Origin of the sequence: Maritalea myrionectae (genome assembly GCF_003433515.1) — a bacterium.
Classification (GTDB): domain Bacteria; phylum Pseudomonadota; class Alphaproteobacteria; order Rhizobiales; family Devosiaceae; genus Maritalea; species Maritalea myrionectae.
In genome coordinates this window covers 1,271,700-1,298,392 of the sequence record NZ_CP021330.1, presented here as the reverse complement: position 1 = coordinate 1,298,392, position 26,693 = coordinate 1,271,700, and the positions used below count along the sequence as shown (strand labels likewise).

The following is a 26,693-nucleotide window of genomic DNA, read 5'->3' as shown; positions in this document are numbered from 1 at the left end:
CAATGAGTGAAGCGACCCCATCCCCCGGCCCAGAGATCATTAAACAGTTTGTGAAAACCCTGCCCACCGGGCCTGGGGTTTATCGCATGCTGGATGACCAGCAAAATGTGATCTATGTGGGCAAGGCCCGCAACCTCAAAGCGCGGGTGACAAACTACACCCGCTATGAGGGCAATTCGGTGCGCATCGGCCGCATGATCGCCGCCACCCGCTCGATGGAATTCGTCACCACAAATACCGAGAGTGAAGCGCTGCTGCTTGAAGCCAACATGATCAAGCGCCTGCGGCCCCGCTACAACGTGTTGCTGCGCGACGATAAGAGCTTCCCCTATATTTTGCTGGCGACGGAGCACGAAGCCGCCGAACTAACGAAACATCGTGGCGTGCGCCGCAAAAAAGGACATTATTTCGGCCCCTTTGCGTCTGTCACCGCAGTGAACCGCACCATCGCTGCGCTGCAAAAAGCGTTTCTGTTACGCAATTGTTCCGACAGCTATTATCAAGGGCGCACCCGCCCCTGCCTTCAACACCAGATCAAACGCTGTGCCGCACCCTGCACCGGCGAAATCTCAATCGAAGATTATCAAAAACTGGTGCAAGACGCGGTCGACTTTTTGTCCGGCAAATCCAAAAGCGTGCAGGCTCAATTGTCGAAAGAAATGCAACAGGCGTCCGAGAATTTGGACTTTGAACGCGCCGCCCTGCTGCGCGATCGGATATCTGCGCTCGCGCTGATCCAATCCCAAGGCGATATGAGCGCGCAATCGCTTTCCGAAGGCGATATTTTTGCCATTCACCAAGAAGCGGGCCGCTTCTGCATTCAGGTCTTTTTCTTCCGCGCCCACCAAAACTGGGGCAACCGCGCCTATTATCCACGCGCCGACAAGAGTTTAGAAGAATCTGAAGTGCTGGAGGCCTTTGTGGCGCAGTTCTATGAAAGCCGCACACCGCCAAAGGTGGTTTTGCTGTCTCACCCGGTGGACAATCCAAAGCTGTTGCAAGAAGCCCTCTCGATCCGCGCTGATCGCAAAATTGATCTGCAAACCCCGCAGCGCGGCGAAAAGCGCCAACTCGTGGAACATGCCCTCGACAATGCGCGGCAGGCACTTGGACGGCAATTGGCGGAGAGTGCCTCGCAAACCAGCCTGCTTGAAGGCATGGCAAAAACATTCAATTTGGATGAACCGCCCAAACGCATCGAGACATATGATAACTCGCACATTCAAGGCACCCACGCCGTAGGCGCGATGGTGGTGGCAGGCCGTGAGGGGCTTTCCAAAAAGCATTACCGCACCTTCAACATCAAGTCAGAGGAACTGACGCCCGGCGACGACTTTGGCATGATGAACGAAGTGCTGACCCGCCGCTTCAAACGTTTGGTGACCGAATATGAAAAGCCAGACGAAGAACTGACCAAAGACCCCGCTTACATGCCGGACTGGCCAGACGTGCTGCTGATCGATGGCGGCAAGGGACAATTGAATGCGGTGCGCAAAGTGCTTGAGCAATTCGACTTGCCGCAAAAAGTCACCTTGATCGGTATCGCCAAAGGGGAAGAACGCAATGCGGGGCGCGAAACCTTTTTCATTGAGGGCCGCGAACCGTTCATGTTGCCCGCCCGCGATCCGGTGCTTTATTACGTTCAACGCCTGCGCGACGAGGCGCACCGCTTTGCCATTGGCACCCACCGCGCCAAACGCTCAAAAGCCATTGTGAAAAATCCACTGGATGAGATTGAAGGCATCGGCCCCAGCCGCAAGCGCAATTTGCTCAACCATTTCGGATCGGCCAAATCTGTCGGCCGCGCGGCGCTCTCCGATTTACAGTCAGTACCCGGCATATCAAAACAAATGGCGCAGACCATTTACGACCATTTCAATAGATCATAAACTCGGCCAAAATCTCTGGCACAAAGGCTTTCTCATGAATTTGCCCAATCTTTTGACCATCTTCCGCATCGTGGCGATCCCCGCCATCATCTGGTTGGTGTTTATTGACAATAATGTGGCCCGCCAGGTGGCTTTTGCGCTCTATGTGGTGGCGTGTATTACCGACTATTTCGATGGCTATCTCGCCCGCAAAATGAACATTGTGTCGGACCTGGGACGCATGTTGGATCCTATCGCCGACAAATTGCTCGTCGGCACCTTGCTGATCGCATTTGCCTATACGGGCGAATTCAACCAAATCGAGACATGGCTGGCCATCGCCATCATGTTCCGCGAGATCGCCGTGGCCGGCCTGCGCGAATATTTGGGCAATGCACAAATCACAGTGCACGTCTCCAAGCTGGCAAAATACAAAACGACCCTGCAACTTGTGGCACTTGGCATATTCATGCTGGTGCCCTTGGTGCCCAGCGTTGCCTCAGCCGCGAACGGCCTACTTTGGGTGGCCACGCTTCTCACGGTTTATACCGGCTATGAATATTTCGCCGGGGCATGGCCAAAGCTGACAGCAGGAGCGAGCGGCAAATGATCATTCGCTACTTCGCTTGGATTCGCGAACGGCTCAACCGCGATGAGCAACAGCTGGAGCTGCCGGACAGTGTGAAGACGGTACAAGATGTGTTGCACCATTTACGCACCATCGACGAGGATTTTGCCTTCGTCCTGCCGCCTGAAACCGTTTTTCGGGCGGCACTCGACGATGAGTTGGTGGAACTCGACACTCCCCTCGGCAGCGCCAAAGAGCTTTCAATCTTCCCACCGATGACGGGGGGATGATGGGCATCAGCGTCACCATTCAGGCTGCGATTTTTGATGCGGGCGATTTGGTCAATCAATTCACCCGAGATATACCCGAAGCCGGTGCCGTGGCGACCTTTACCGGTCTGGTGCGGTCTAAACCGGAGCAGCCGATCAAAGCCCTGATCCTTGAACATCACCCCACAATGGCGCAAAAGCAGATTGAGCGATTTGCCCAAGAGGCCGTCGACAAGTTTGACCTGCTGGCGATCCAAGTGGTGCATCGCTTTGGTGAAATGAAAGTCGGCGAGCCCATTGTGCAAGTGATGGCCGCGAGTTCTCATCGACAAGCCGCATTCGACGGGGCCAATTATGTGATGGATTGGCTCAAAACCGATGCCCCGTTCTGGAAAAAGGAAGTAGGGGCGGACGGCGCCCACTGGGTCGAGGCGCGAGACAAGGACGAAGCTGCCAAAGACAAATGGACAAAATAAAACGCCGCCTCAAATGAAGCGGCGTTTTTCAAATTGATAAAGGCTGACTTATTCAGCAGCTGCCTTTTTCGGCTGCACCGCATCTGCATAAGCCTCGATCATTTTTTGACAAATGTCGCGCTTCTCAAAGATGGTGCCTTCGATTTCAGCAACAGGCGTGACTTCAGCCGCAGAACCGGTCAAGAAGCATTCTTCAAAATCGCCAATTTCGTCAGGCATGATCACCCGCTCAATGACGTTGATGCCCTGCTCTTTCGCCAACCCAATCACGGTGCGACGGGTAATGCCATCCAAGAAGCAATCAGGCTTTGGCGTGTGAATTTCACCATTTTTGATGAAGAACACGTTCGCGCCAGTCGCCTCCGCCACATAACCGCGATAATCGCGCATCAATGCGTCTGAATAGCCTTTGGCTTCGGCGGCGTGCTTTGAAAGGGTGCAGATCATATAAAGACCTGAAGCCTTAGACGCGAATGGCGCAGAATCTGGCGCCGGACGCTGCCAATCAGACCAAGCCAAGCGCACACCTTTGAGCTTTTCTTCCATGGAAAACAGGCTCGGCCATTCCCATGCGGCAATCGCCAAATGAACAGGGTTGTTGTGGGCGCCAAGGCCCAACTCATGCGACCCGCGCCACGCCAAGGGGCGCATATAGGCGTTGGTGAGATTGTTCTTCTCCAACACCTCGCGGCAAGCGGCATCAATTTCGTCAGCCGAATATGGAATTTCGAAATCCAGAATATTGGCGGATTTGCGCAAGCGCTCAGAATGCTCGTGCAACTTGAACACTTCGCCATTATATGCCCGCTGCCCTTCAAACACGCTCGACGCGTAATGCAAAGCATGGGTCAACACATGCACCTTGCACTCTTTCCACTCGCGCATCTCTCCATCAAACCAGATCCAACCATCACGTTGGTCTAAAGGTACACCGGCCATTTTCTTCTCCCTCAAATCGGCTTTTGGCCCGAAATTATGTTTGAAATCACTTATGCTGAGCCATAAAGCGGCATATTTTGCATTTGACAAGCTGCCGATCTTGGCAAATGGCCCAAGCTTTGGGATAAGTGTAAATCAAACTGTGAACAGGGTGAAGCATGACAGCCAATAAAATAAATGTCAACAAGGCTGACATAAATTCCGATTCTGATCATCCTTCAAAGGATATTATGGATGCTATGCCCCTTGATTTAATGGGCCTTTTATTTTTCGCATATCGTGATTTTGTGCACGAAGCTGACGCGTTATTGTCGAGACAAGGCTTTGGCCGTGCCCACCACCGGGTGCTTTATTTCGTCAATTTGCGTCCCGGCATGACCGTCGCGGACTTGCTCGACCTGCTAAAAATTACCAAACAAAGCCTCGCCCGCGTGTTGCGGCAACTGATCGACAATGGCTATATCGAACAAAAGATGGGGCAAAAAGATCGCCGCAAACGGTTGCTTTTTCCCACCGCTAAGGGCGCAGAGTTTTTCACCGCCCTTTCGGCCAACCAGTCGCAGCGGATGCGTGAGGCTTTGGACAAATTGCCCCCCGAAACCAAAGAAACGGTGGCGCGGTTTTTTGTTGAAATGATCGATCCGGAAGATCACAGCAAACTTAAAAATCTGAATATTATTCAAAATTAGCATGGAGGGGCCAACTTAAGCGACCCGCTGCCCCTGCACATATGCCTTGTGTTGTCCGCGTCCGGCTCTCTTGGCACCATAAAGTGCGATATCCGCCTCCGCCCGCAACCGCTCAATATCGAGTTTAGCGCCCCGCCCCAATGTGATGCCAATGCTCACTTCGCAGGACACTTTCTTACCTTTATAGACCCATGGGGCACGCAACGCCTCGTTCAATGTGTTCGCCAATTGCCCTGCCTGCTCCAAGGATTGAAATCGCTTTGAAACAATAGCAAATTCATCGCCGCCAAGGCGGGCGACAAAGTCCGCTGGATCAATCACCTTTCGGATCGTCTCCCCTGTATGCCGAAGCAATGCATCGCCCGCATTATGCCCCACGCTGTCATTGATCTGCTTAAAGTGATCCAAATCGACAAAAAACAACGTCAGCGGACACCCGATCTCGTGCGCTGCTTTTGCCTTGCGTGCAATTTCCTTATCAAAATAGCGACGGTTGGGCAGCGTTGTCAGCGCATCATGCATGGATTCATAGGCCAGCTTTTTCTCCATCATGCGCTTTTCTGTAATATCTTCATGGGTCCCAATCCACCCGCCCAAGGGCGTCGGCGAATGGACAGATTTGATGATCCGGCCATTGCCCAAATATGTTTCAGCAACGTGCTCCTGGCTTTGGCGCACATCACGCATAATATTCTCCAACAACTGACGGGGCGCACCGGCAAAATCACCATTCCTGGCCTGGACGGCCAACAGGTCGAAAAACGACACCCCGGCATAAACATCTGCCTTCGTCATGCCGAACATATGGGCATATTTGTCATTCCACACGGTCAGCTTAAAGTTGCGATCAAAGCACGACACACCTTGGTTCATATTGGCCAAAGTTACAGACAGCCGCATATTGCTCTTCTCGATCTGCTCTTGCGAACGGGCCAAACCAGATATGGCCACCGCAATGGCGTAGGACGGCAATATGGCCAGCAAGGTGAGCAATTGCGCTTCAAACACCTGATCGCGCAGCCGTAACCCGGAATTGTTTTGCGGCCACAGCCCGAAAATGACCAGAAGCGACACACCAATCACCAACACAGAACCAACAGCGGCGACCTTAAAAGGCTTGCCTTGCAAAGCGAGCCAGCAACTTGGCGCCATAAAGGCCAGCGCCAAAGGCAAGTTAAGCACATGCAGCGTCAACATGCTGAACACCGAGCACAGCAACAAAATTGTCAGCGATTTCAGGACAGGCAAAAGCGTTTTGCGGTCAAATGCAAAACCGCTCCAGCGCGGCCATCCGGTAGAAAGAAGGGGCAACAAAACAATGATGGAACTCAGCGTGTCACCACCCCACCAATAAATCAGGCTGTTGGCAAAGGGCAGCCCAAATCCTGTATGAATTGTGGAGGCCCCAATCACCGCGCCGGGTAACACGAGGAATGTCAGCACCCCGAGAAAATACATAAAGCTTTTGGGCGTTTCGATCGGCGTTTCGTCCAGCTTCAACGCGCGCAACCCAACCGTCACCAAAAGAATTTCCAAGCCGTTGGCAAATGGCAAGCCTAAAATCAATATCAGCGGGTCGCCGAACAGCAATTGCGTTGCGATATTGCCAAGAAATGCACCCAACAAAACCGCAGGCAGATGCCACAAACCATAGATTAAGCACAGCGCCACCATGGCCGCATTGGCGGGCCAAAACACAGCCACGTCATGCGAAAGACGCGCCAGGCAAACACCGCCAGTCGCCAAAACCAAAAACAACAGAAATGAAGCGAAAAAGATTTTACCGCTTTGAATAACCCCAACAGAATTCAATACAAATTCCTTCAACTCCGCGAATTGACTGCATAAAAACAGCGCACACGCTAGAGTAGTGACGAAATGATTGATCGAAGGTTACTGCAGAGCGCGGATTAGTGGGGGATTCCCCAATTTATACTGAAAAATTATAATTTTATTCAAAACCGCTCTAGAAAACCGTCAAAAAACGGCCCCGCACCGTCAAAAAGCTACATCAACCGCTGGCCGTTGGGCACCATTTTGTCTGTCGCGGCAAGCACGATATCGCCGTTTTCATCGGCGAAGCCCAAGGTGAGTACTTCTGATTTAAGCGGGCCAATTTGGCGCGGCGGAAAATTAACCACGGCCATCACCTGTCGCCCCACCAACTCATCGGCCTGATAATGCACAGTGATTTGCGCCGAGGACTTTTTGATGCCGATATCATCGCCAAAATCAATCAACATAATATGCGCAGGCTTACGCGCTTCCGGAAAGGGGCGAACTTCCACGATCGTGCCTGTGCGGATATCCACTTTCATGAAATCGTCAAAGACGATTTCCGGCGCAATTGCATCACTCATCTTCGCCCAACTCCCGCGCCCGCTCGACGGCTGCACGCACTGTCTTTTCCATCAAGGGCACCAGCCCATCTTCGGACATAAGCACCTGTAATCCCGCATAGGTTGTGCCATTCGGAGACGTTACATTCTCACGCAATTGTTCGGCGCTTGTCTGATTGTCATATTCCAACAGCCCTGCGGCACCAACAATGGTTTGCCGCGCAAATCGCATCGCCATTTCCGGTGGCATACCATTGGTTTCAGCTGCCTCCGCCAAGGCTTCAACCATGTAAAACACATAGGCAGGGCCCGAACCGGCAACACCAGTGACTTTGTTGATGTCATCTTCTTCGTTCAACCACACCACATCGCCCGATGCTTCAAGCAAATTGTCAGCAATCATTCGATCTTGCGGATCAACCGCCCGGTTGGAAAAGACACCTGTGATGCCTTTGCCAATTTGCGCAGGCGTGTTCGGCATGGCGCGGATAACTTTGGCGCACCCTGACAGCTTTTCCATCTTGGCGATGGAAATGCCCGCCATCACTGAAATCAGCACACTATCATCGCCAATCGCTGGCTTGATAGACGCCAACACATCGTCAGCCACCTGCGGCTTAACAGCTAACACAATGACCTGTGCGTCTTTGTCCGGCACAGATTGATAGATGGTCAATCCGACTGTTGAGGCTTTGTGGCGCACAGACGAGGATGGATTGGGATCCACCAAAATCAAACGATCAGGGGAAAGGCCAGCATCAAGCCAACCGTCGGCCATTGCCATCCCCATTTTACCTGCGCCGACAAGAACAACCGGACCGACATCACCCAACATCTAAGCTTCACCTACTGTTTCAAAAATAACATGCGACAGCGCTTCTGAAGCGGGTTTGCCTGCCCACACCACAAATTGAAAGGCCTGATAATATTGATCGCAGCTTTCAATGGCTGAGTTCAACAAGGCCTCGCATTGCGAAGGAGAGACTTCTGCGCCGCCGCTCAACAAATGCGCGTTACGGAACAGCACCATATTTTCTTTGCTCCAAATGTCAAAATGACCAATCCACAATTGCTCGTTGATTTGCGTGATCAATTGTTTGACTTCGGCGCGGCGGGCTTCTGGCACCTTGAGATCAAATGCACAGGCAATGTGCAGCGATTCCAAATTTTCCATCCAGGAAAAGGAAACGTGATAGTCGCTCCAACTCCCTTTGACAGAGATTGAAATTTCATCGGCATCTTGCCGTTCAAACACCCAATCATTGATGCCGGCAATGTGCTCAATAATATCCACCGGGTGCACCACCCGGTCGTGTTCCATCTCTAATAGCGACATAATGCGCCTCGCAAAAAAGCTCGTGTTGCAGGGGGCAAAAACGGTTTTGCCCGAATTAGATACGCAAAGATACTCAAGATATTCGGGTCTGCTTCTGGACCCACGCGCCAAGAAAGGTGCGTCGCTTTTGCGAATCTACCGCGTTACAACAAAGCGTAGCACCGACCATCAAATGCGAAACCCGCCAATTGGAGAATCCCACATCATTCTTTGTTGATGATCGGCCCGAGATGGTTAATGAGGCGTTAAGATGAGTGACTTATCCACCGGAATCCCGGTTCAAATTGACACAAAACCGTTACTTTTTAAGCGCGTCAATATCTTTGCGCAGCTGCTCAATCTCTTCATTTTGCGCCGCCAATTGGGCTTTGACCGCCTCAAACTCTTCGCGTTTGACCAAATCAAGATCGTTCACAACGCGCTCCATTTGTGACTTGACCGCAACTTCGATCTCGCGGCGCACGCCGTCTGCAACACCCGCAGCATCATTCATCAGCTTGCTCAAATCGTCGAAAAACTTATTGCCTTCACGCATATTTGTACCTGCCTTTCAAAAAGGGTACTCGATTTCTATATAGAGCTTATGTAAGCACGCAATCGCTGCTTGACCAGCCCCCAATGGAGCGGCAAGCTGTCGCCAGTGTTTTTAAAATGGGCGTGAGCCACAAACGAAACAACAAAGGAACGTGAACCAACGTGCCCTTCCCCAATATTGATCCCATCGCCCTCTCCATCGGCCCTCTGGCCATCCGCTGGTACGCACTGGCCTATCTGGCAGGCATTGGATTCGCCTTTTTCTATGGCCGCGTCTTGATCAAACAAAAGCCTCTTTGGCATCAATCCACCCCGCCCATGACCGCGACACAGCTGACAGACTTTGTGTTTTGGGCCATCATCGGCGTTATTCTGGGTGGTCGCTTGGCCTATGTGCTGTTTTATTCGCTTCTGGTCGGCGGCGATTATTATCTCAACAATCCTTTGTCGATTCTCGCGGTGTGGGAAGGCGGCATGTCGTTCCATGGCGGCTTATTTGGCGTTGCCCTCGCCGCCGTCTTTTTCGCCCGATATTTGAAGCAAAGCCCCTTATCTGCCCTCGATTTGATGGCGGCCATTGCCCCCATCGGCCTTTTGCTCGGCCGCATCGCAAACTTTATCAATGGCGAGCTATACGGTCGCGTCACCACCATGCCATGGGGCGTGGTTTTTCCAGAAGGCGGCCCGGATCCGCGCCACCCCAGCCAGCTTTATGAAGGACTTTTAGAAGGTCTACTGTGCTTCATCATCCTGCGCATCGCCACACATAATGCTATGGCCCTGCGCAAGCCGGGCTTGGTGGCGGGTCTCTTCGCCATCATCTACGCCCTATCGCGCATTCTGGTGGAATTTGTACGCGAACCGGACGCCCACATCGGCCTGTTACCATATGGCCTGACCATGGGCATGGTCCTTTCCATTCCGGTTGGGCTGATCGGCGTTGCGCTCGTGATCAATGCGGCTCGCACCAAAAAAGGAGGCCGCGCCATATGAATGATCACCTCAGCCTCTCAGACTTGATCAATGTGCAAATCAAGGCGCAGGGCCCGATGTCCTTGTCGACCTATATGAATTTGTGCCTCACCCATCCCACACTGGGCTATTATCGCAAGGCAGACCCATTGGGACGTCAAGGCGACTTCATCACCGCGCCCGAGATAAGCCAGATGTTTGGCGAAATGCTGGGCGTGTGGGTGGCGCAAATCTGGCAGCAAATGGACAAGCCGAAAAAATTTACCCTCGCCGAACTGGGCCCGGGTCGTGGTACGCTCATGGCCGATATGGTGCGCATTTTCCAAGGCGTGCCCGATATGATGGACGCCCTGAGCATTCAATTGCTGGAAACCAACCCAGTGTTGAAACAGGCGCAGGCTGACGCCATAAAAGGCACACCACTCAATTGGGTGGAAGAGATCCACCAGCTGGCGGACATTGATGGCCCCTTGATTGTTGTGGCCAATGAGTTCTTCGACGCGCTTCCCATCAAACAATTCCAATACACCAACGGCAACTGGTTTGAACGCGTGATTGGATTGAAAGATGACGACCGCGTTTGGGGCCTATCCCCAACCCCCATGCCGACCGACGCTTTCCCCGCAAAAATTGCAAAACCAGAGGAAAACGCCATCTGGGAAATGGCCTATCCGGCGCAAAAAAACATGGAAGAGTTGGGCGCACTGGTGGCGGAAAAGTCCGGGGCGATTTTGGCCATCGACTACGGCTATGCCGAAACCCAAACCGGCGACACCTTGCAAGCGCTGGAAAAGCATAAAATGGTCGACCCGCTGGCCCATCCGGGCGCCGCCGACCTCACCAGCCATGTGGATTTTGAAGCGCTGAGCGAAACGCTGGACCGAGACAAGCTCAATATTTGTCCGCTGATCAGCCAAAAAGACTTCCTCAAAGCCATGGGGATTGAAATGCGGGCGCAGGCGATCATGGATCATATTCCTGACGCCAGACAAAAGGTTGAAAATGACCTTGAACGTCTTATTGGTGACAAACAAATGGGCCAGCTTTTCAAGGTGCAGGCCATTGGATCAAAAAATATGGTACCCTATCCCTTTGAGGCAAGCTGATGACGGATATCGCGCAAAAAGCAGACCATTTGAGTTTTGACGGCATCGCCCACGGCTTTTTTGGCCGGGCGGGCGGGGTTTCCCCTGCACCATTTGACAGCTTGAATGTGTCGATCAAACAAGGTGACAGCCAAGAAAACGTCACCGCCAATCTCACCATAATTGCTGACCAGCTGGGCATTCAGCCGAGTAAATTTGGGCTATTGAAACAAGTGCACTCCATCAATGTTGTGCAATTTGACGGCAAAGCCGACTGGGACAACCGCCCCGAGGCGGATGGCATCGTCTCAAATGTGCCCGGCACCGCCATCGGCATCCAAACAGCTGACTGCGGCCCAGTTTTGTTTTGCGACCCGGACAATAAGGTGATCGGCGCGTGCCACGCTGGATGGAAAGGCGCCGTGGGCGGCATTGTACACCGCACGCTCGACGCCATGGAAGAGCTGGGCGCCAATCGCCACAAAATTCACGCGGTGCTTGGCCCGTGTATCCACCCGGAAAACTATGAGGTGGGCGACGAGTTCAAGGCAAACGTGCTCAAGGATTGGCCCGAACTTGAGGGACATTTCCCCTATCCTCCTGGTGCGACCAAACCCCACTTTGACCTGCCCGGCACCATCATGCACCAACTCGAATCGGCACACTTGCATACCGCGGCACATCTCGACATTTGCACATATGCGAAGAATGAGACCTATTTCTCCCACCGCAAAGCCACACATTTGGACACAAAAACCGGCCGACAACTGTCTGCCATTGCAATTTTGTGACAAAAATTAAGCAAAACGCACGATTCAACTTTTGACTGTGTTGAACCCAACGCCTGTGGGGTATAAGCAAACTTTAGGCGTGGATCAGAATTATCTCAAAGGGCATGGGCAAATGAAGCTGGTAACAGGGAACTCCAACATTCCGCTGGCCAAGGCAGTCTCCGAATATTTGGAGACGCCTTTAACAGATTGTGTTGTAACCAAATTCGCTGACAAAGAAATCTTTGTTGAAGTGAACGAAAACGTAAGGGGGGAAGACGTTTTTGTGTTGCAATCAACATCCTACCCCGCAAACGACAATTTGATGGAACTGTTGATCGTTATCGACGCATTGCGTCGGTCTTCAGCCCGTCGCATCACCGCGGTCATTCCCTATTTCGGTTATGCACGGCAGGATCGCAAATCTGCACCACGGACACCTATTTCGGCGAAACTGGTCTCCAACCTGATCACTGAAGCAGGCGCAAACCGCGTTCTGACCTTGGATCTGCACGCAAACCAAATCCAAGGCTTCTTCGACCTTCCAACCGACAACCTGACATCAGCACCCGTGATGGTGCGCGACATCAAGCAACATTACGACACCAGCAAAGTTATGGTTGTGTCGCCTGATGTGGGCGGCGTTGTGCGCGCCCGGAACGTGGCCCGCCGCATTGGCGCCCCGTTGGCGATTGTTGATAAACGTCGCCCCAAGGCTGGCGTTTCAGAAGTAATGAACGTGATCGGCGATGTCGAAGGTCATTCTTGCATTATGATCGACGATATTGTCGACAGTGGCGGCACCCTGTGCAATGCGGCTGAAGCCCTCTTGGAAAAAGGCGCAAAAGAAGTTTCCGCCTATATCACCCACGGCGTGCTTTCCGGCACAGCTTGCGAACGTGTGGGCGGCTCCAAGCTGAAAGAATTGGTGATTTCAGATTCGATCTTGGAAACTGATGTAGAAGCCGCAACAGCAAACATTCGCCGTTTTTCCATTGCGGAATTAATGGGCGAAGCGATTGCGCGGACCGCATCAGAGCAATCTGTTTCCTCGCTTTTCGACTAGGAAATTGCACCTGATTTGACGATTTAAGGGGCGCAAACACTGCGCCCCTTCTTTTTTGTCCATTTGCACGAAGATTCTTCGCCCTACCCCATTGCCCAAACACGATAAACCCAGTATACACCGGGCCTTGAAACGCCGCGTGCACCCCTGGAGGACGTCGGCGTGCATTCAGGACATGGGGTTCTGATGCATCAAACATTCTGGAGAATATCCATGAGCGCTGAGCTTAAAGCCAAAGCGCGGGACCGGGTTGGCAAGGGGGCCTCTCGTGCACTGCGTCGTGAAGGCCAAGTTCCTGCCGTTATTTACGGTGACAACAAATCCCCGCTATCAATTACAGTGACCTACAAAGATGCAATGAAACGCATCCAAATGGGCGGTTTCCTGTCTCAAGTGATCACAGTCGACGTGGATGGTGAAAACCACCGCGTTATTCCGCGTGACTATCAGCTTGAGCCAGTACGCGACTTTTTGGTGCATATCGACTTTTTGCGCGTTTCTAAAACATCTGTTCTCAACGTTGAAGTGCCTGTGCACTTCATCAATGAAGAAACAAGCCCTGGCTTGAAGCGTGGCGGCGTGTTGAACGTTGTGCGTCACACAGTTGAATTGAGCTGCCCTGCTGACAGCATTCCAGAATTCCTGGAAATCGACCTCGCGTCTGCTGAAGTTGGCGACAGCCTGCACATCTCAACTGTTGAATTGCCAAAAGGTGTTACACCGGTCATCACTGATCGTGACTTCACCATCGCAACTATTGCTGCGCCTTCTGCCCTCAAATCTGAGGAAAATGAAGACGAAGAAGAAGTTGTTGCACCAGACGAAGTGCCAGCCACTGAAGTCAAAAGCGACGACGAATAAGACCTTTGATGTGAGGCGGCCTCCTGTCGCCTCACCTCTTTTTTGGTAGTTTTATGCGCTTAATTGTCGGTCTCGGAAATCCCGGAAGTAAATATGCCAAGAACCGCCACAATGTCGGTTTCATGGCCGTGGAAGAGATCGCCAATCACCACAATTTTCCGCCCTTCAAGAAAAAGTTCAATGGCCTGTTCACCGAAAGCGTGATCGAGGGTCAAAAGGTTGGGCTGTTGCTGCCGCAAACCTTTATGAACAAATCCGGCGACAGCGTGATCGCCGCCATGAGCTTTTATAAACTCAGCCCTGACGACATTTTTGTGCTCTATGACGAGCTGGATTTGGCCCCGGGCAAAGTGCGGGTGAAAAAGGGTGGCGGCAATGGCGGCCACAACGGCATTCGGTCAATCGAAAGCCATTTGGGCAAAGAGTTTAACCGCGTCCGCATCGGCATCGGCCATCCGGGCCATAAAGATCGCGTGCACGCCTATGTGCTGGGCGACTTTGCCAAAGCCGACCATCAAGAATGGTTGGATGATCTGCTGAATGAATTTGGGCGCAATGCGGACTGCCTTGCCAAAGGCGACGGGCCGAACTTGATGAACAAATTGGCGCTGGCGGCACAAGCCAGCCAAAGCGCCGAACCGGCAAAAGAGCCAAAGGCAGAAGCGGCCAAGCCAAAAGGGCAAAGCCATATTCGCCAAGCGCGCCAAGCCAAAAAACCAAATGTGCCCGAAAAGGGCCCCATGGCCGATATGCTGAAAAAGCTGTTCGGCAAAGGAGAGAATTAAGATGGGTTTCAAATGCGGCATTGTGGGCCTGCCCAACGTAGGTAAATCCACACTTTTCAACGCCCTCACCCGCACTGCAGCGGCGCAAGCGGCCAACTTCCCGTTCTGCACCATTGAACCCAATGTGGGCGAAGTGAGCGTGCCAGACGAGCGGTTGGACAAAATTGCCGCGATCGGCAAATCCGCAGAGATCATCCCCACACGCTTGAGCTTTGTGGACATTGCGGGCTTGGTGAAAGGCGCCGCACAGGGCGAAGGCTTGGGCAACCAGTTTTTGGCCAATATCCGCGAAGTAGACGCGATTGCCTATGTGCTGCGTTGCTTTGAGAACGACGATATCGTGCACGTTTCTGGCAAAATCGACCCGCTGACAGATGCAGAAGTGGTGGAAACCGAATTGATGCTCGCGGACATGGAAAGCCTTGAAAAGCGCATTCCAAACCTTGAGAAAAAGCTGCGCGGCCAAGATAAGGACGCGAAGGCAACGATTGATCTGATCAACCGTGCCCTCGACGTTTTGCGCGATGGCAAACCTGCCCGCCACGTTGAAATCAGCGAAGATGAGAAAAAAGCATTCAAAGAGCTGAACCTGCTCACTTCTAAGCCCGCGCTTTATATCTGCAATGTGGATGAAGATTCCGCTGCTGAAGGCAATGAGTTGACCAAAAAGGTTGAGGAATATGCCAAGGCACAAAATGCCCGCATGGTCATTATTTCAGCCGAGATCGAATCTCAACTGAGCCAATTGGATGATGAAGAACAGGCAGAGTTTTTGGAAAGCCTGGGGCTGGAAGAGCCCGGCCTGAACCGCATCATTCGCGAAGGCTATAAGCTGTTGAACCTGCAAACATACTTCACCGTTGGCCCGAAAGAAGCCCGCGCCTGGACCATCACGGAAGGCACCAAGGCCCCACAGGCGGCTGGTGTGATCCACACCGACTTTGAGCGCGGCTTTATCCGCGCCCAGACCATCGCTTATGATGATTTTGTGGCACTCGGTGGCGAGGCCGCGGCCAAAGAAGCGGGCAAGGCCCGCGACGAAGGCAAGGAATATGTGGTGAAAGACGGCGACATCATGCTGTTTAAGTTCAACACCTAAAGCCGAAACACATGGGGGCGCTAAGCGCCCCTATTGCTTGCAATAATCAGCAAATGCATCCAAAAACGCGCGCACGGCATCTTGGTTGTCAGGCATTGCCATTCTTTGCGCAATGTCGTCTGGCGAAAGCGCCATAAACTCGAACCGCAAAAACAAATCCGACGAGAATCTATGGCTGACGGTGGAGAGCACCAGGCGAAGCTGGGCCAACATATCATCGCCGCGATGTGATGCATGCATAAGCGCAATGGGCTTGCTGATAATCTCCTCGCGCGACACCAACCAATCGATGGCGTTTTTCAAGCCGCCAGGGATCGCCCGCACATATTCTGGGCTGGAAATGATCAACCCGTCACTCTCACGAATAAGATCTGCAAAGGCCTGCACACTATCGGGCAGCTGTGCCGCCTCAAGATCCGGCGAAAACACTGGCAAGTCTGCCACTTCCGCAAACAATTTCACCTGATGAGCCGGTGAAGCGATATCAGCGACAGATCGCAACAAAGCTGTATTTGTGGATATGCTCCGGCCACTGCCAGAGAGTGCAAGAAACTTCATGGCAATTCCTTACACGATTCCGCATTGGTCGACCACGCTCACTCGACGCTGGCACGGGTGCTCCCCGATATATCTGAGATATTATTCGTCCCTATATGCCGATAAATATGGCCGTTAAGGCCAAGATAGCAGGCACCGTCTGGATAAACAATATTTTGCGATTGGCCGTGGCGGCCCCGTAAATACCAGCGATAGCAATGCAGATCAGGAAAAACAACACAAAGCTTTTCCCTGCGGCACCGAGCGCCAACCCCACAAGAAGGCCAGCCGCGAGAAAGCCATTATAAAGCCCCTGATTGGCCGCGAGCGTGCGGGTCTTTTGCGCAAAGTCTAGCTCAAGACCAAAAGCACGTAGCCCGGCAGGTTTATCCCACAAAAACATCTCCAATATCATGATGTAGATGTGCAGCAAAGCAATAAGGGCGACAAGTGTAATGGCAATCATAATGTTCTCATCCGCTATTTGGACCGAAACTGTGCCACTCTATGAAAAGGCAGGCAATGCATTTGTTACTGATGCCCGCCAACTGCCGCACATTTACAGACCTGATGCGAGAATTTCGGGTTGCCGTAATCGTAAATTGATGTACCATCGCGTCAACTGAACAAACCGCTCAGAATGTGATTGCGATGACCACAAAAAACCGGCTGCATTTCGAAGACCTTGAAGAAGGCACTGTGATCCAACTTGGCACACACACCATCAGCAAAAAAGAAATCATCGAATTTGCCAAGGAATTTGACCCACTGCCCTTCCATTTGGATGAAGACGTGGCCAAGAAATCACTGCTGGGTGGTCTCGCCTCCTCAGGTTGGCAAACTGCCGGACTGACCTTGCGCATGCTTGTGGATGAGTTCCTCAGCAAGATTGCCTCCATGGGCGGCCTTGGATTTGAAAATCTGAAATGGAAGAAGCCTTTGATGAAGGGCGACACGCTGACGGGCACAGCCACAATTTCGTCGCTGCGGCGCTCACAAGGCCATCCGGAAAAAGCAGTGATGATCCTCGATTTTGATATGCGCAACCAGAAGAACCAGCAAATCATGACCATGAGCCTGGCCAACCTCGTGGCGGTCCGCGATCCAAATCAACCGATTGAGGGAGAAGGCGAATGACCCTTTGGTTTGAGGATATTGAACCCGGCACCAGCTGGGATTTGGGCACGCATAAATTCACGCAGGACGAGATCATCACTTTCGCCAAGAAATATGATCCGCAATATTTTCATGTCGACCCTGAAGCGGCAAAGGATGGCCCCTTTGGCGGTCTGGTGGCCTCAGGCTGGCACACCGTGTCCATGGGCCACAAAATCATGGTCGATTATCTTTACGAACACGACGACATGATGCGCGCCAATGGCGAAGAACCCGGCGTTTCTGGCCCCTCTCCGGGCGTCAACAAGATGCAGTTTAAAGCGCCCGTGCGCCCCGGCGACGAAATACGGTTTAAAATCACGGTGGAGACGAAGCGCAAATCCAACTCGCTGCCCGGATGGGGCGTTTTGCTCAACATCATCGAGGCGTTCAACCAGGAAGAAGAGTTGGTTTATCGCTCTGAAATCGCCAGTTTTTCGAAACTGCGCGACTTCAAACCCGGCCTTGGGTTGCGCCTCGGCATGGCGCTCGCAGCTATGCCGATCCTCGGCAAAATGATCCGCCGCAAATAGCATAGCCTTGACGGAAGGGCAAAGATTATGCATTTTTGCCTCATCCAACCATGAGGTGACGCCTAAAATGATCAGCTAAGATTTTCCGACGCGACCAATGTTCTTGCGCCTGAGTGCTTTTCCAAAAAGCGCGATGCGAACATATGGGCATGACGAAAATCTTGACGATCAACCGACGAAACTCGTCGTGTCCACGCGTCTTATTTTTCCAAAATTTTAATGATGGTCGCGCTCTTTGCAGCGCACCAATTCCCTATCGCTAATTCTCATGGAGAGCGAAATGATTTTTATGCCGACAATTCATCAGCAACTTGAATTTTTACCTGTGCGCGCAGGCCGAATGCCGCAGCGCCTGATGAAAGGAATATCGCATGAAAGCGCCCTTTACACACGCCAACCCCAAGGGGGGCAAGGCACCTAAACAATCTCAACATTTCTCAAACAATCAATCGCCTTTTGGAGCTAAACAACAGCGTGAGCGCGTGCCGAAACCCGCGCCGAAAAAGCTGCCCAAAAGCCTGAATGATCTTTTGAAGAAATAGAAGAAGGCCCTGCGCGAAGCTGTTGCGCAGGGCAATTTTTTAAGGAGAAATGATCAGCTTGACGCCAGCCGCGCCGAACACCACAGCCATAAACCCGTCAATGCCTCGCTTTGTACGGCGATAAAGCTGCACCGCCTGCGACGTGGAAAACAAATAGGCATAAGTGTAGTTCAACGTCATTGAACACATGCCCGCTATCGCAAAGATGAAAAAGCTGGTCCACCAGGGCGCACCGGGCCACATGCCCATCGTGATCACCGCACCCCACGCAAATACGGCTTTTGGATTGGTTAAGTGCAGGGCAATACCGCCGATAAACAGGCTTGAAAGCGCTGCGTCCTTCGGTGCCGCCAATTCCCTCTCTATCGGCGCTTTGAAGCTACGGAAGGATTTGTAGGCCAAATAGAGAAGATAGAGCCCACCCACAAGCTTGAGGACAAACAGCAAATGCGCCACTTGCTGCAAAGCCGCGACCAAACCTGCCGCCGCAAGCACGCCCCAAAAAAGCGAGCCGACAACAATGCCACTAGCCCGTGCAAAGCCCGCTTTTCGCCCCAGAGATGCCGATGTTTGACACACCGACAAGGTGGCCGGGCCCGGGCTGCCACTTGCCAAAACAAACACACCCAGCGCCAACAACAATTGCGGGAGATGCGACAGAATTTGATCCAAAATCAATCGCCTTCAAACTCAATCAGAAAGTGCGTATTGATGTTCTGCGCCTGAACTTTCTTGGCGCCACCAAGGTCGGGCAAATCGATAACAAAGGCTGCATCTTCCAGCGTTGCACCTGAACGACGGATCAGCGAAATGGCCGCAATGGCGGTACCGCCAGTGGCCACCAGATCGTCGACCAGCAAAACCTTGTCGCCGTCTTTGACGGCACCGGCATGCATCTCAATGGTGTCTACGCCATATTCCAAAGCGTAGTTCTGCCCCATTGTCTCGCCTGGGAGTTTGCCCGCTTTGCGGATCGGTACAAAGCCAACGCCCAGTTCAATAGCCAAACCAGCGCCGAAGATGAACCCACGCGCCTCAATGCCTGCAACATGGGTGATGCCCTTATCCCGATAAGGCGCGGCGAGTCGTTTGATGCTCTCGCGAAAACCCTCAGGATGCTCAATCAACGAGGTAATGTCTCGGAACTGCACCCCAGCTTTGGGATAGTCAGGAATGGTGCGGATTAGCGTTTTCAGGTCCATATTGCTTGCGCCTTTTTCGGAATGATTTTCACAGTGACCGAAGGCTTTTTTAACAGGCGTCTTGGTGCAATACCACCACGAAACGAAAATTTTGAACAAACAATAAAAAGCCCGACCAAAAGGCCGGGCTCTTAAAAATTCATCTGCAGCAGATCTTAGTGATCTACATTGCTCCAAAGCTTGCGCTTCACCATGTACATCATGCCTGCGAACAAGAACAAGAACAACAACACGTTGAAACCCAGTTGCTTGCGAGAGGTCATGTCAGGCTCGGCCAACCACATCATGAATGCGGCAACGTCTTTGGCATACTGATCAACTGTTTCAGGCGCTGCGCCTTCATAGTCGACCATTTCGTCATAGATTGGCTGCGCCATTGCCAAGGTACCACCTGAACCGTGGAAGTGGTCGTTCCAATAGGTGCCTGGGCCAACTTCTACACCCTCAGGCGGCTCATTATAGCCAACCAAAAGATTGTAGATATAGTCAGCGCCGCCCTCTTGGTAGGCAGTGAAATAGTTGCCAATCCAGTTCGGGAACTTTTGCGGCACGTTACGTGCTTTTGCCAACACTGAGAAATCTGGAGGAATTACGCCACCATTGGCATCTTTCGCATCCTGATCAGACTCAAAAGGATTTGGCCATTTGTCCGCAGGAACACCAGACCGTTCGCCATCAATATGCTCAGGGTCCTGAATAGTGTAACTGGCAGCAAGCGCTTTAACCTGCTCCTCAGAATATTCTGGTCCGCCCTCTTTTTCCAACATACGGAAGCTGAACAGCTCCGCACCATGGCAAGATGAACATACTTCCTGGAACACCTGGAAGCCACGCTGCAATTGCGCTTTATCATATGTGCCGAAAACGCCGCCAAATGTCCAATCGATCAATTTGGCTTCTGGACCTTTGTAGTCGCCAGCGCCAGCGGCATAAGCGCCGCCAGCCATCAAACCAGAGGCAGCGATAAGAGCTGCACCGATGATTGAATTCAGTTTTTTCATCATCTCAACTCCTATTCTGCAGCTTCTGTTTTGTGTTTAGCCAACACGCTTTCAGAAATGCTTGCAGGCAATGGCAATGTGGTTTCAATCCGCGGCAAGAAAGGCAGAATGATCAAGAAGTAAGCGAAATAGTAGAATGTCGCTGTCTTAGACAAGATCACATATACGCCTTCAGCAGGCTGCGCACCGAGATAAGTCAGACCGATAAAGTTCACGATCCAAATCCAGTAGAACCATTTGAACATCGGACGGAAGGCACCTGAGCGCACTTTCGAACGGTCCAACCAAGGCACCACGAACCAAATTGCAATCGAACCAAACATCGCGATAACACCGCCAAGTTTACTGTCGATCGGACCGATGTTGAAATCGATCGCACGCAAGATGGCGTAGAATGGCAAGAAGTACCATTCAGGCACAATGTGCGGAGGTGTCACTTGTGGATCAGCCGGGATGTAGTTGTCTGGGTGACCCAAAATGTCTGGTGCGAAGAAAACGAACCAAGCAAATGGGATCATGAACACAACAATCGCGAACAGATCTTTCATGGTCAAATATGGGTGGAACGGCACAGTGTCCGACTTCGTTTTCACTTCCACGCCCGTTGGGTTGTTGTTGCCCGGCACGTGCAATGCCCAAATGTGAAGGCCAACAACGCCAGCGATCATGAATGGCAGCAAATAGTGAAGTGAGAAGAAGCGGTTCAATGTGGCATTGTCTACCGCAAAGGCACCGCGCAAGAACACCATCAAGCCTTCACCAACCAATGGAATGGCTGAGAAGAAGTTGGTGATCACAGTCGCCGCCCAGAAGCTCATTTGGCCCCAAGGTAGAACGTAACCCATAAAGGCTGTTGCCATCATCAACAAGAAGATTACAACGCCCAAAATCCATAGTACTTCACGCGGCGCTTTATATGAGCCGTAGTAAAGTCCACGGAAAATATGGATATAAACCGCGAGGAAGAAGAAAGAGGCACCGTTCGCGTGGGCGGCCTGAATCAACCGGCCCCAGTTCACATCGCGACGAATATGCTCAACCGAGTTGAACGCCATATCCGCGTGCGGCGTATAGTGCATCGCCAAGACCACACCGGTGATAATCTGGATCACCAAAAAGATCGCCAGAATGCCCCCAAAGGTCCAAAAATAGTTCAGATTCTTTGGAGATGGAAAATCAACAAATGAATCATACCCCAAACGGATGATGGGCAGACGCTCATCCATCCATTTTTCAAAACCGCTATTCGGTTGGTAATTGCTTTTATGTGACATAAATGCCCCCCTTAACCGATCTGAACGACTGTGTCGGACAAGAATTCATATTCTGGTACGACAAGGTTCTTCGGTGCTGGACCCTTACGAATACGGCCCGCCGTATCATAGTGCGAACCGTGGCATGGACAGAACCAGCCATCATATTCGCCAGATTCACCAACTGGCACACACCCAAGGTGCGTGCAGTTCGCGATCATGATAAGCCATTCTTCATGGCCTTCCTTCACGCGTTGCGCATCTGTTTCCGGATCCTTCAATGCATCCAACGGCACGGCGCGTGCTTCTTCGATCTCTGCTTCAGTCCGGTGACGCACAAATACCGGGAAACCCCGCCATTTGATCGTAACCGACTGCCCAACCTCAACTGAGGACAGGTCAAACTCGATCGACGCCAACGCCAAAACGGAAGCATCTGGATTCATTTGGTCAATGAGGGGCCATGCGACTGCGGCCGCGCCTACAGCGCCCACGGCACCCGTTGCAACATAGAGAAAGTCTCTTCTGTTTGGTTCTTTTTCGCTTTGTGTAGCCAAGGTCTTTGATCCCTACCTAAGATCGTTGGTCCGCCCTAAAAACTCCAACATCCAACGTTACGAGTAACAATAAATGTCAGAATCGCCCCCACTTGAACCCCAAGTGAAGCGGAAATCGAGTTCTTTTTGCACTCATTGCGCCGCTTGTCCAGCCTTTGAACATATTCATTGGGGAAAGTGCGACACTATAACGTAAAAAACTGTTATTTTTACCCGTGAATAGACTAGTCATTGGCACGCAAAACTGCAAATTGGCCCTTCCAAAAACAATCGAAAAGCCCTATGCCCCTTTCACTTGCCCTCTACCAGCCCGACATCCCGCAAAATGCCGGCACCCTGATGCGCCTTGGTGCCTGTTTGAATATTCAGGTGCACCTCATCCACCCCACAGGCTTTCTGTTTTCGCAAAAAGCCTTTCGCCGCGCTGGGATGGATTATCTCGATCAGGTTGATCTGAAGGAACATAATAGCTTTGACGCGTTCAATGAATGGCGGCAGGAACAAGGAAAACGGCTGGTGCTGTTGACGACGAAATCCTCGGTCCGTCATGCTGATGCCCAATTCACCACCAATGATATATTGATGGTGGGACGGGAGAGCGCTGGCGTGCCCGACCATGTTGCCACAGCCAGCGACCTGAATGTGCGTATTCCCATGCGACAAGATACGCGATCGCTTAATGTTGCCATTGCGGGGGCAATCGTTCTAAGCGAGGCGGCACAACAAACAAACCTTTGGGCGGATTTAACATGACCGGTACAAATCTCGACATTAAAAAGGACAAAGCCAGCGCCTGGTTTAAAAAGCTGCGCGACGAAATCTGCTTTGAGTTTGAAAATCTGGAAGATGAGCTGGCAGCGCCCTTGCGCACGGCCCCGGCCGGACAGTTTGAGCGCAAAAAATGGGACCGGATTGACCAGACCACCGGCGAACCTGGTGGTGGTGGCGAAATGTCGATGATGCATGGCCGCGTGTTTGAAAAAGTCGGCGTGCATATTTCCACCGTGCATGGCGAGTTCAGCGAAGATTTTGCCAAGGGCATGCCCGGCACCGAAAATAGCCGGAAATTCTGGGCCAGTGGCATTTCGCTGATCGCCCATTTGCAAAACCCGCACGTGCCCGCCGTGCACATGAACACCCGCATGGTGGCCACCGAAGAATGGTGGTTTGGCGGCGGTGCCGATCTGACCCCCGTTCTGCTGGACCGTCGCAATCAGGATGACCCGGACAGCAAGGACTTCCATGCGGCCATGAAAGCAGCTTGCGACGCCCATGCCTGCGCCGACTATGATAAATATAAGCAATGGTGCGACGACTATTTCTTCCTGCCCCACCGCAATGAACCACGCGGCATCGGCGGCATTTTCTATGACCGCCACAATTCCGGCAGCTGGGATGATGATTTTGCTTTTACCCAGGATGTGGGCAAAGCCTTCAAAAAAATCTATCCCGAATTGGTGCGCCGCAATTTCAACATGGCATGGTCCGATGAAGAGCGAGAAGAACAGCTGGTGCGCCGTGGCCGCTATGTCGAGTTCAATCTGCTCTATGACCGCGGCACGACGTTCGGCTTAAAAACCGGTGGCAATGTGGAATCAATTCTCTCTTCCATGCCGCCCACGGTAAAATGGCCCTAAGCCTTATTCCGCACAAAGCTTGACTTTCTCCCATCCCGCCCCACCTGCAATAAAGCGGGGACGGCGGTTGGGAGAGAAAATGTCGTACTTAAAACCAAACTTTCTTGCCTCTTTTTCGGGCATCATACTGGCAGCCTTGACGCTTGCAGGCTGCACCAGCCTTGTGGGTGGCTCCACCATCGACACAGGCACAGCGAAAACCGAATATGTGCTGAGCGGCACAACCGGCCCCACCATCATTCTGGAAGCCGGGCTTGGCGATCATATGGGATCGTGGGAAGGCATTTATGCCCAGACCTCGACATTTGCCAGCACCTTTGCCTATTCGCGCCCCGGCTATGGCCAATCCAGCTCGACAAATTTTCCACCGGACCGCGATGGCAAACGCACCGCTGCGGAAATGGCGCCTCACCTCAAAAACCTGTTGGCACAGGCAGGCGCCAAACCGCCCTATATTCTGGTAGCCCACTCCATCGGATCAAATTTTGCCCTGCAATTTGCCGCCACCTACCCGCAAGATGTTGCCGGATTGGTGATGGTAGATGGGCGACCACCTAAATTTACCGACGCCTGCGAGCAGGCCAATGCCGGCATGTGTCGCCCGCCAGAACTGATGCTGGCCACCATGCCGCCCCATATGGCTGCCGAGGTGCGCGGGGCACGTCAGTTTGAGCAGAACCCGCCTGCCCCCAGCGCCATTGGCCACATCCCGGCTACCTTTCTGGTGGCCACCCAACCGGACTTTTTAAGCTCTGACCGCTTCCAGCAATTGTGGCGACAAGAACAGGCGCAATGGGCCAATCAATTTGCCAATGCAAACCGAATTGAAGTGACCAGCACGCATTATATCCACCACAAAAAATCCGACATTGTGGTCGACGCCATCAAAGCCATGGTGAAAAAAGTGCAATAATTTTTCCGCCCCTGTCGAAATAGCGGCCCGCCAATCGACATGATAATGTAAGCGCAATCAAGCGCGTGATGAGGAAGGAAAAATTATGCAGTTTATGGCACTTATTTACTCAGCAGATGGGGCAGAACAAAACTATCCCGGCGGGCCGGAAAAAATGATGGCTGACTATTATGCCTATACTGAGGAAGTGAAAAAAGCTGGCGTGATGGTAGCCGGCGATGCGCTGCAACCCACCAGCACCGCGACGTCTATTCGCGAGCGTGACGGCAAAGCCAGCCTGACCGATGGTCCCTTTGCCGAAACCAAGGAACAACTGGGCGGCTATTATCTGCTCGAATGCAAGGATTTGGACGAAGCCATCAAATGGGCAGGCAAAATCCCCACCGCAAAATATGGCACCATTGAAGTGCGCCCAGTGATGATCTGGGACCAGTGACCCCAATAGAAGTTGAACTGACCCGGATTGTGCGCGCCAATTCGGGTCGGATCTTGTCAGCGCTGATCAAGATCACGCAGGATTTTACGCTGGCGCAAGACGCCTTGCAGGATGCGATCACGCAAGCCATTGCCCAATGGCCGGAAAGCGGTCCGCCTCAAAATGGTGGCGCCTGGCTTTATGTCGCCGCAAAACGCCGCGCCATCGATCTTGTGCGCAAAGAAAGCCGCCACCATGCCGATGCAACGCAACAGATATTGACCGATTTGCAGCACGATCAAGACGAAACCGCTGAATGGGAACAGGACATCCCCGATGAACGCCTGCGCCTCATTTTCACCTGTTGCCACCCGGCCCTTAATGTGGACGCGCAAGTGGCCCTGACCCTGCGCACGCTGGGCGGCCTGACGGTGCGCGAAATTGCGCGCGCCTTTCTGGCCAGCGAAACCACCATTGGTCAACGCATTACCCGCGCCAAGCAAAAAATCAAAAACGCTAATATTCCCTATGAAGTCCCCAACCATGAGGACATGCAGGCGCGGCGTGCAGGTGTGCTCACCACCATCTATTTGATTTTCAATGAAAGCTATTCGGCTTATGAGGGCCAAAGCCTCACCCGCGAGGATTTGGCCAATGAAGCCATTCGCCTGTGCGCCATATTAAACCGCCTCGATCCCGATCCCGAAACCGCGGGGCTTTTGTGCCTCATGCGCCTCACCCATGCCCGTCGCGCCGCGCGGCTGGACGCAGCGGGCGATTTTGTGCCGCTGGACAAACAAGACCGCAGCCTTTGGGATCAGACCGAAATTGAAGCGGCGCACGCCCAATTGCTGGATGTTTTTGCCAACGGTCAATTCGGCCCCTTCCAATTGCAGGCCGCCATCAGCGCCTTGCATTGTTTGGCACCCAGTTGGGCCGAAACAGACTGGCAGCAAATCTTTGCCCTTTACGGCGCCCTCGCCGCTTACGACCCATCACCTGTCGTACGGCTCAATCAGGCTGTCGCCCTCGCCAATATGGGCGGGCACAATAAAGCACTTGAACAGCTGAATACTTTGGAAGCCGAATTGGGCAATTATCAGCCGTTTTACGCGGCCCGCGCCGACATTTTGTCTCGATGCGGTGAAGAAAAAGCCGCCCAAATCGACTATGACCGTGCAATCGAATTAAGCAAAAATAAAGTAGAAAAGAACTTTTTATTTCAGAAGAAAAGTGCCCTCGCCGCTTCACTTAAAAATAATAAGTAAGAACAGCCTGTTTAATCACCTGTT

32 protein-coding genes are annotated in these 26,693 nt (G+C 52.4%); 19 read left to right on the top strand and 13 right to left on the bottom strand.

What is annotated here, in order from left to right:
- The first annotated feature begins 2 nt into the window (after positions 1–2).
- The 4 genes from uvrC to MXMO3_RS06335 are packed head-to-tail and all read left to right on the top strand — an operon-like array spanning position 3 to position 3,181.
- Entirely contained in the window at positions 3–1,889 is a 1,887-nt protein-coding gene (uvrC, locus tag MXMO3_RS06350) for an excinuclease ABC subunit UvrC (protein WP_051213542.1), read from the top strand.
- Positions 1,890–1,923: 34 nt separating this feature from the next.
- Positions 1,924–2,478, top strand: coding sequence for a CDP-diacylglycerol--glycerol-3-phosphate 3-phosphatidyltransferase (pgsA, locus tag MXMO3_RS06345; RefSeq protein WP_051213543.1), 555 nt, complete (start codon positions 1,924–1,926; stop codon positions 2,476–2,478).
- Positions 2,475–2,726: a MoaD/ThiS family protein gene (locus tag MXMO3_RS06340; RefSeq protein WP_117395315.1), complete on the top strand. Its 252-nt coding sequence runs from the start codon at positions 2,475–2,477 to the stop codon at positions 2,724–2,726. The genes pgsA and MXMO3_RS06340 overlap by 4 nt, the downstream gene beginning before the upstream one ends.
- A complete protein-coding gene (locus tag MXMO3_RS06335) occupies positions 2,723–3,181 on the top strand; it encodes a molybdenum cofactor biosynthesis protein MoaE (RefSeq protein WP_245985813.1) in 459 nt (152 codons plus the stop codon). The genes MXMO3_RS06340 and MXMO3_RS06335 overlap by 4 nt, the downstream gene beginning before the upstream one ends.
- 48 nt (positions 3,182–3,229) lie before the next feature.
- Here MXMO3_RS06335 and MXMO3_RS06330 read toward each other — a convergent pair whose 3' ends face one another.
- A complete protein-coding gene (locus tag MXMO3_RS06330; RefSeq protein ID WP_027834571.1) occupies positions 3,230–4,120 on the bottom strand; it encodes a branched-chain amino acid aminotransferase in 891 nt (296 codons plus the stop codon).
- A gap of 239 nt (positions 4,121–4,359) precedes the next feature.
- Between MXMO3_RS06330 and MXMO3_RS06325 the strand changes: the two genes are divergently transcribed.
- Positions 4,360–4,809: a MarR family winged helix-turn-helix transcriptional regulator gene (locus MXMO3_RS06325; protein WP_245985812.1), complete on the top strand. Its 450-nt coding sequence runs from the start codon at positions 4,360–4,362 to the stop codon at positions 4,807–4,809.
- Between the two features lie 15 nt (positions 4,810–4,824).
- Here the strand turns inward: MXMO3_RS06325 and MXMO3_RS06320 are convergent, their stop codons facing one another.
- From MXMO3_RS06320 to MXMO3_RS06300, 5 genes are all read right to left on the bottom strand, one after another.
- Positions 4,825–6,621 (bottom strand): sensor domain-containing diguanylate cyclase, encoded by a 1,797-nt coding sequence (locus MXMO3_RS06320; protein ID WP_162889151.1) that lies wholly within the window; start codon positions 6,619–6,621, stop codon positions 4,825–4,827.
- 194 nt (positions 6,622–6,815) lie between these two features.
- A complete protein-coding gene (locus tag MXMO3_RS06315) occupies positions 6,816–7,169 on the bottom strand; it encodes a tRNA-binding protein (protein WP_205468090.1) in 354 nt (117 codons plus the stop codon).
- Entirely contained in the window at positions 7,162–7,983 is an 822-nt protein-coding gene (proC, locus tag MXMO3_RS06310) for a pyrroline-5-carboxylate reductase (protein WP_117395312.1), read from the bottom strand. The genes MXMO3_RS06315 and proC overlap by 8 nt, the downstream gene beginning before the upstream one ends.
- Positions 7,984–8,484: a type III secretion system chaperone family protein gene (locus MXMO3_RS06305; protein ID WP_027834575.1), complete on the bottom strand. Its 501-nt coding sequence runs from the start codon at positions 8,482–8,484 to the stop codon at positions 7,984–7,986.
- 298 nt (positions 8,485–8,782) lie between these two features.
- Complete coding sequence (locus tag MXMO3_RS06300; RefSeq protein WP_027834576.1) at positions 8,783–9,019, bottom strand: accessory factor UbiK family protein; 237 nt, start codon at positions 9,017–9,019, stop codon at positions 8,783–8,785.
- A gap of 161 nt (positions 9,020–9,180) precedes the next feature.
- On the opposite strand from MXMO3_RS06300, the gene lgt reads away from it, so the two are divergent.
- From lgt to ychF, 7 genes are all read left to right on the top strand, one after another.
- Positions 9,181–10,011, top strand: a complete 831-nt coding sequence (gene lgt / locus MXMO3_RS06295; RefSeq protein ID WP_117395311.1) for a prolipoprotein diacylglyceryl transferase — start codon at positions 9,181–9,183, stop codon at positions 10,009–10,011.
- Entirely contained in the window at positions 10,008–11,096 is a 1,089-nt protein-coding gene (locus tag MXMO3_RS06290) for a class I SAM-dependent methyltransferase (RefSeq protein ID WP_117395310.1), read from the top strand. The genes lgt and MXMO3_RS06290 overlap by 4 nt, the downstream gene beginning before the upstream one ends.
- A complete protein-coding gene (gene pgeF, locus MXMO3_RS06285; protein ID WP_117395309.1) occupies positions 11,096–11,866 on the top strand; it encodes a peptidoglycan editing factor PgeF in 771 nt (256 codons plus the stop codon). Before MXMO3_RS06290 ends, pgeF begins: the two co-directional genes overlap by 1 nt.
- 112 nt (positions 11,867–11,978) lie before the next feature.
- Positions 11,979–12,911 carry a ribose-phosphate pyrophosphokinase gene (locus MXMO3_RS06280; protein ID WP_027834579.1) on the top strand — a complete coding sequence of 311 codons (933 nt, stop codon included), beginning with the start codon at positions 11,979–11,981 and terminating at the stop codon, positions 12,909–12,911.
- Positions 12,912–13,124: 213 nt separating this feature from the next.
- Positions 13,125–13,772: a 50S ribosomal protein L25/general stress protein Ctc gene (locus MXMO3_RS06275; RefSeq protein ID WP_036221726.1), complete on the top strand. Its 648-nt coding sequence runs from the start codon at positions 13,125–13,127 to the stop codon at positions 13,770–13,772.
- Positions 13,773–13,825: 53 nt separating this feature from the next.
- Entirely contained in the window at positions 13,826–14,557 is a 732-nt protein-coding gene (gene pth, locus MXMO3_RS06270) for an aminoacyl-tRNA hydrolase (RefSeq protein WP_027834581.1), read from the top strand.
- A 1-nt stretch (position 14,558) separates the two neighbouring features.
- Entirely contained in the window at positions 14,559–15,656 is a 1,098-nt protein-coding gene (gene ychF, locus MXMO3_RS06265) for a redox-regulated ATPase YchF (protein ID WP_027834582.1), read from the top strand.
- Positions 15,657–15,686: 30 nt separating this feature from the next.
- Here ychF and MXMO3_RS06260 read toward each other — a convergent pair whose 3' ends face one another.
- Together MXMO3_RS06260 and MXMO3_RS06255 are read right to left on the bottom strand one after the other, a co-directional pair.
- A complete protein-coding gene (locus MXMO3_RS06260; protein ID WP_117395308.1) occupies positions 15,687–16,214 on the bottom strand; it encodes an NADPH-dependent FMN reductase in 528 nt (175 codons plus the stop codon).
- 91 nt (positions 16,215–16,305) lie between these two features.
- A complete protein-coding gene (locus tag MXMO3_RS06255) occupies positions 16,306–16,659 on the bottom strand; it encodes a DUF1304 domain-containing protein (protein ID WP_205468089.1) in 354 nt (117 codons plus the stop codon).
- A 185-nt stretch (positions 16,660–16,844) separates the two neighbouring features.
- On the opposite strand from MXMO3_RS06255, the gene MXMO3_RS06250 reads away from it, so the two are divergent.
- On the top strand, positions 16,845–17,330 hold the full coding sequence (locus MXMO3_RS06250; protein WP_117395307.1) for a MaoC family dehydratase: 486 nt from the start codon (positions 16,845–16,847) through the stop codon (positions 17,328–17,330).
- Positions 17,327–17,881 (top strand): MaoC family dehydratase, encoded by a 555-nt coding sequence (locus tag MXMO3_RS06245; protein WP_051213544.1) that lies wholly within the window; start codon positions 17,327–17,329, stop codon positions 17,879–17,881. The genes MXMO3_RS06250 and MXMO3_RS06245 overlap by 4 nt, the downstream gene beginning before the upstream one ends.
- A 581-nt stretch (positions 17,882–18,462) precedes the next feature.
- Here MXMO3_RS06245 and MXMO3_RS06240 read toward each other — a convergent pair.
- From MXMO3_RS06240 to petA, 5 genes are all read right to left on the bottom strand, one after another.
- Complete coding sequence (locus MXMO3_RS06240) at positions 18,463–19,095, bottom strand: LysE family translocator (protein WP_162889150.1); 633 nt, start codon at positions 19,093–19,095, stop codon at positions 18,463–18,465.
- 2 nt (positions 19,096–19,097) lie between these two features.
- Complete coding sequence (locus MXMO3_RS06235) at positions 19,098–19,625, bottom strand: adenine phosphoribosyltransferase (protein WP_027834587.1); 528 nt, start codon at positions 19,623–19,625, stop codon at positions 19,098–19,100.
- A gap of 155 nt (positions 19,626–19,780) precedes the next feature.
- Positions 19,781–20,629 carry a cytochrome c1 gene (locus MXMO3_RS06230; RefSeq protein ID WP_117395305.1) on the bottom strand — a complete coding sequence of 283 codons (849 nt, stop codon included), beginning with the start codon at positions 20,627–20,629 and terminating at the stop codon, positions 19,781–19,783.
- Between the two features lie 8 nt (positions 20,630–20,637).
- Positions 20,638–21,900 (bottom strand): cytochrome b, encoded by a 1,263-nt coding sequence (locus MXMO3_RS06225; protein ID WP_027834589.1) that lies wholly within the window; start codon positions 21,898–21,900, stop codon positions 20,638–20,640.
- 11 nt (positions 21,901–21,911) lie between these two features.
- Positions 21,912–22,436, bottom strand: a complete 525-nt coding sequence (gene petA / locus MXMO3_RS06220; protein ID WP_027834590.1) for a ubiquinol-cytochrome c reductase iron-sulfur subunit — start codon at positions 22,434–22,436, stop codon at positions 21,912–21,914.
- A gap of 282 nt (positions 22,437–22,718) precedes the next feature.
- Between petA and MXMO3_RS06215 the strand changes: the two genes are divergently transcribed.
- From MXMO3_RS06215 to MXMO3_RS06195, 5 genes are all read left to right on the top strand, one after another.
- Positions 22,719–23,189 carry a tRNA (cytidine(34)-2'-O)-methyltransferase gene (locus tag MXMO3_RS06215; protein ID WP_117395304.1) on the top strand — a complete coding sequence of 157 codons (471 nt, stop codon included), beginning with the start codon at positions 22,719–22,721 and terminating at the stop codon, positions 23,187–23,189.
- Positions 23,186–24,073, top strand: coding sequence for an oxygen-dependent coproporphyrinogen oxidase (gene hemF, locus MXMO3_RS06210; protein ID WP_117395303.1), 888 nt, complete (start codon positions 23,186–23,188; stop codon positions 24,071–24,073). The genes MXMO3_RS06215 and hemF overlap by 4 nt, the downstream gene beginning before the upstream one ends.
- 79 nt (positions 24,074–24,152) lie before the next feature.
- Complete coding sequence (locus MXMO3_RS06205) at positions 24,153–24,986, top strand: alpha/beta fold hydrolase (RefSeq protein WP_117395302.1); 834 nt, start codon at positions 24,153–24,155, stop codon at positions 24,984–24,986.
- A gap of 85 nt (positions 24,987–25,071) precedes the next feature.
- The gene (locus MXMO3_RS06200; RefSeq protein ID WP_027835103.1) at positions 25,072–25,422 is read left to right on the top strand and encodes a YciI family protein; all 351 of its coding nucleotides are present in this window, start codon (positions 25,072–25,074) and stop codon (positions 25,420–25,422) included.
- On the top strand, positions 25,419–26,669 hold the full coding sequence (locus tag MXMO3_RS06195; protein WP_117395301.1) for an RNA polymerase sigma factor: 1,251 nt from the start codon (positions 25,419–25,421) through the stop codon (positions 26,667–26,669). Before MXMO3_RS06200 ends, MXMO3_RS06195 begins: the two co-directional genes overlap by 4 nt.
- The last annotated feature ends 24 nt before the right edge of the window (positions 26,670–26,693 follow it).

Excerpts from the sequence above, each read along its gene's own strand:
- MXMO3_RS06275 (WP_036221726.1), top strand. The coding sequence starts at position 13,125 with ATGAGCGCTGAGCTTAAAGCCAAAGCGCGGGACCGGGTTGGCAAGGGG.
- MXMO3_RS06215 (WP_117395304.1), top strand. The coding sequence starts at position 22,719 with ATGCCCCTTTCACTTGCCCTCTACCAGCCCGACATCCCGCAAAATGCC.
- MXMO3_RS06225 (WP_027834589.1), bottom strand. The coding sequence starts at position 21,900 with ATGTCACATAAAAGCAATTACCAACCGAATAGCGGTTTTGAAAAATGG.
- proC (WP_117395312.1), bottom strand. The coding sequence starts at position 7,983 with ATGTTGGGTGATGTCGGTCCGGTTGTTCTTGTCGGCGCAGGTAAAATG.
- pgsA (WP_051213543.1), top strand. The coding sequence starts at position 1,924 with ATGAATTTGCCCAATCTTTTGACCATCTTCCGCATCGTGGCGATCCCC.
- MXMO3_RS06280 (WP_027834579.1), top strand. The coding sequence starts at position 11,979 with ATGAAGCTGGTAACAGGGAACTCCAACATTCCGCTGGCCAAGGCAGTC.
- MXMO3_RS06205 (WP_117395302.1), top strand. The coding sequence starts at position 24,153 with ATGTCGTACTTAAAACCAAACTTTCTTGCCTCTTTTTCGGGCATCATA.
- MXMO3_RS06290 (WP_117395310.1), top strand. The coding sequence starts at position 10,008 with ATGAATGATCACCTCAGCCTCTCAGACTTGATCAATGTGCAAATCAAG.
- MXMO3_RS06340 (WP_117395315.1), top strand. The coding sequence starts at position 2,475 with ATGATCATTCGCTACTTCGCTTGGATTCGCGAACGGCTCAACCGCGAT.
- uvrC (WP_051213542.1), top strand. The coding sequence starts at position 3 with ATGAGTGAAGCGACCCCATCCCCCGGCCCAGAGATCATTAAACAGTTT.
- MXMO3_RS06330 (WP_027834571.1), bottom strand. The coding sequence starts at position 4,120 with ATGGCCGGTGTACCTTTAGACCAACGTGATGGTTGGATCTGGTTTGAT.
- MXMO3_RS06315 (WP_205468090.1), bottom strand. The coding sequence starts at position 7,169 with ATGAGTGATGCAATTGCGCCGGAAATCGTCTTTGACGATTTCATGAAA.
- ychF (WP_027834582.1), top strand. The coding sequence starts at position 14,559 with ATGGGTTTCAAATGCGGCATTGTGGGCCTGCCCAACGTAGGTAAATCC.
- MXMO3_RS06335 (WP_245985813.1), top strand. The coding sequence starts at position 2,723 with ATGATGGGCATCAGCGTCACCATTCAGGCTGCGATTTTTGATGCGGGC.
- MXMO3_RS06250 (WP_117395307.1), top strand. The coding sequence starts at position 16,845 with ATGACCACAAAAAACCGGCTGCATTTCGAAGACCTTGAAGAAGGCACT.
- MXMO3_RS06245 (WP_051213544.1), top strand. The coding sequence starts at position 17,327 with ATGACCCTTTGGTTTGAGGATATTGAACCCGGCACCAGCTGGGATTTG.
- MXMO3_RS06200 (WP_027835103.1), top strand. The coding sequence starts at position 25,072 with ATGCAGTTTATGGCACTTATTTACTCAGCAGATGGGGCAGAACAAAAC.
- pth (WP_027834581.1), top strand. The coding sequence starts at position 13,826 with ATGCGCTTAATTGTCGGTCTCGGAAATCCCGGAAGTAAATATGCCAAG.
- MXMO3_RS06235 (WP_027834587.1), bottom strand. The coding sequence starts at position 19,625 with ATGGACCTGAAAACGCTAATCCGCACCATTCCTGACTATCCCAAAGCT.
- hemF (WP_117395303.1), top strand. The coding sequence starts at position 23,186 with ATGACCGGTACAAATCTCGACATTAAAAAGGACAAAGCCAGCGCCTGG.
- MXMO3_RS06260 (WP_117395308.1), bottom strand. The coding sequence starts at position 16,214 with ATGAAGTTTCTTGCACTCTCTGGCAGTGGCCGGAGCATATCCACAAAT.
- MXMO3_RS06300 (WP_027834576.1), bottom strand. The coding sequence starts at position 9,019 with ATGCGTGAAGGCAATAAGTTTTTCGACGATTTGAGCAAGCTGATGAAT.
- MXMO3_RS06305 (WP_027834575.1), bottom strand. The coding sequence starts at position 8,484 with ATGTCGCTATTAGAGATGGAACACGACCGGGTGGTGCACCCGGTGGAT.
- MXMO3_RS06325 (WP_245985812.1), top strand. The coding sequence starts at position 4,360 with ATGCCCCTTGATTTAATGGGCCTTTTATTTTTCGCATATCGTGATTTT.
- MXMO3_RS06255 (WP_205468089.1), bottom strand. The coding sequence starts at position 16,659 with ATGATTGCCATTACACTTGTCGCCCTTATTGCTTTGCTGCACATCTAC.
- MXMO3_RS06230 (WP_117395305.1), bottom strand. The coding sequence starts at position 20,629 with ATGATGAAAAAACTGAATTCAATCATCGGTGCAGCTCTTATCGCTGCC.
- pgeF (WP_117395309.1), top strand. The coding sequence starts at position 11,096 with ATGACGGATATCGCGCAAAAAGCAGACCATTTGAGTTTTGACGGCATC.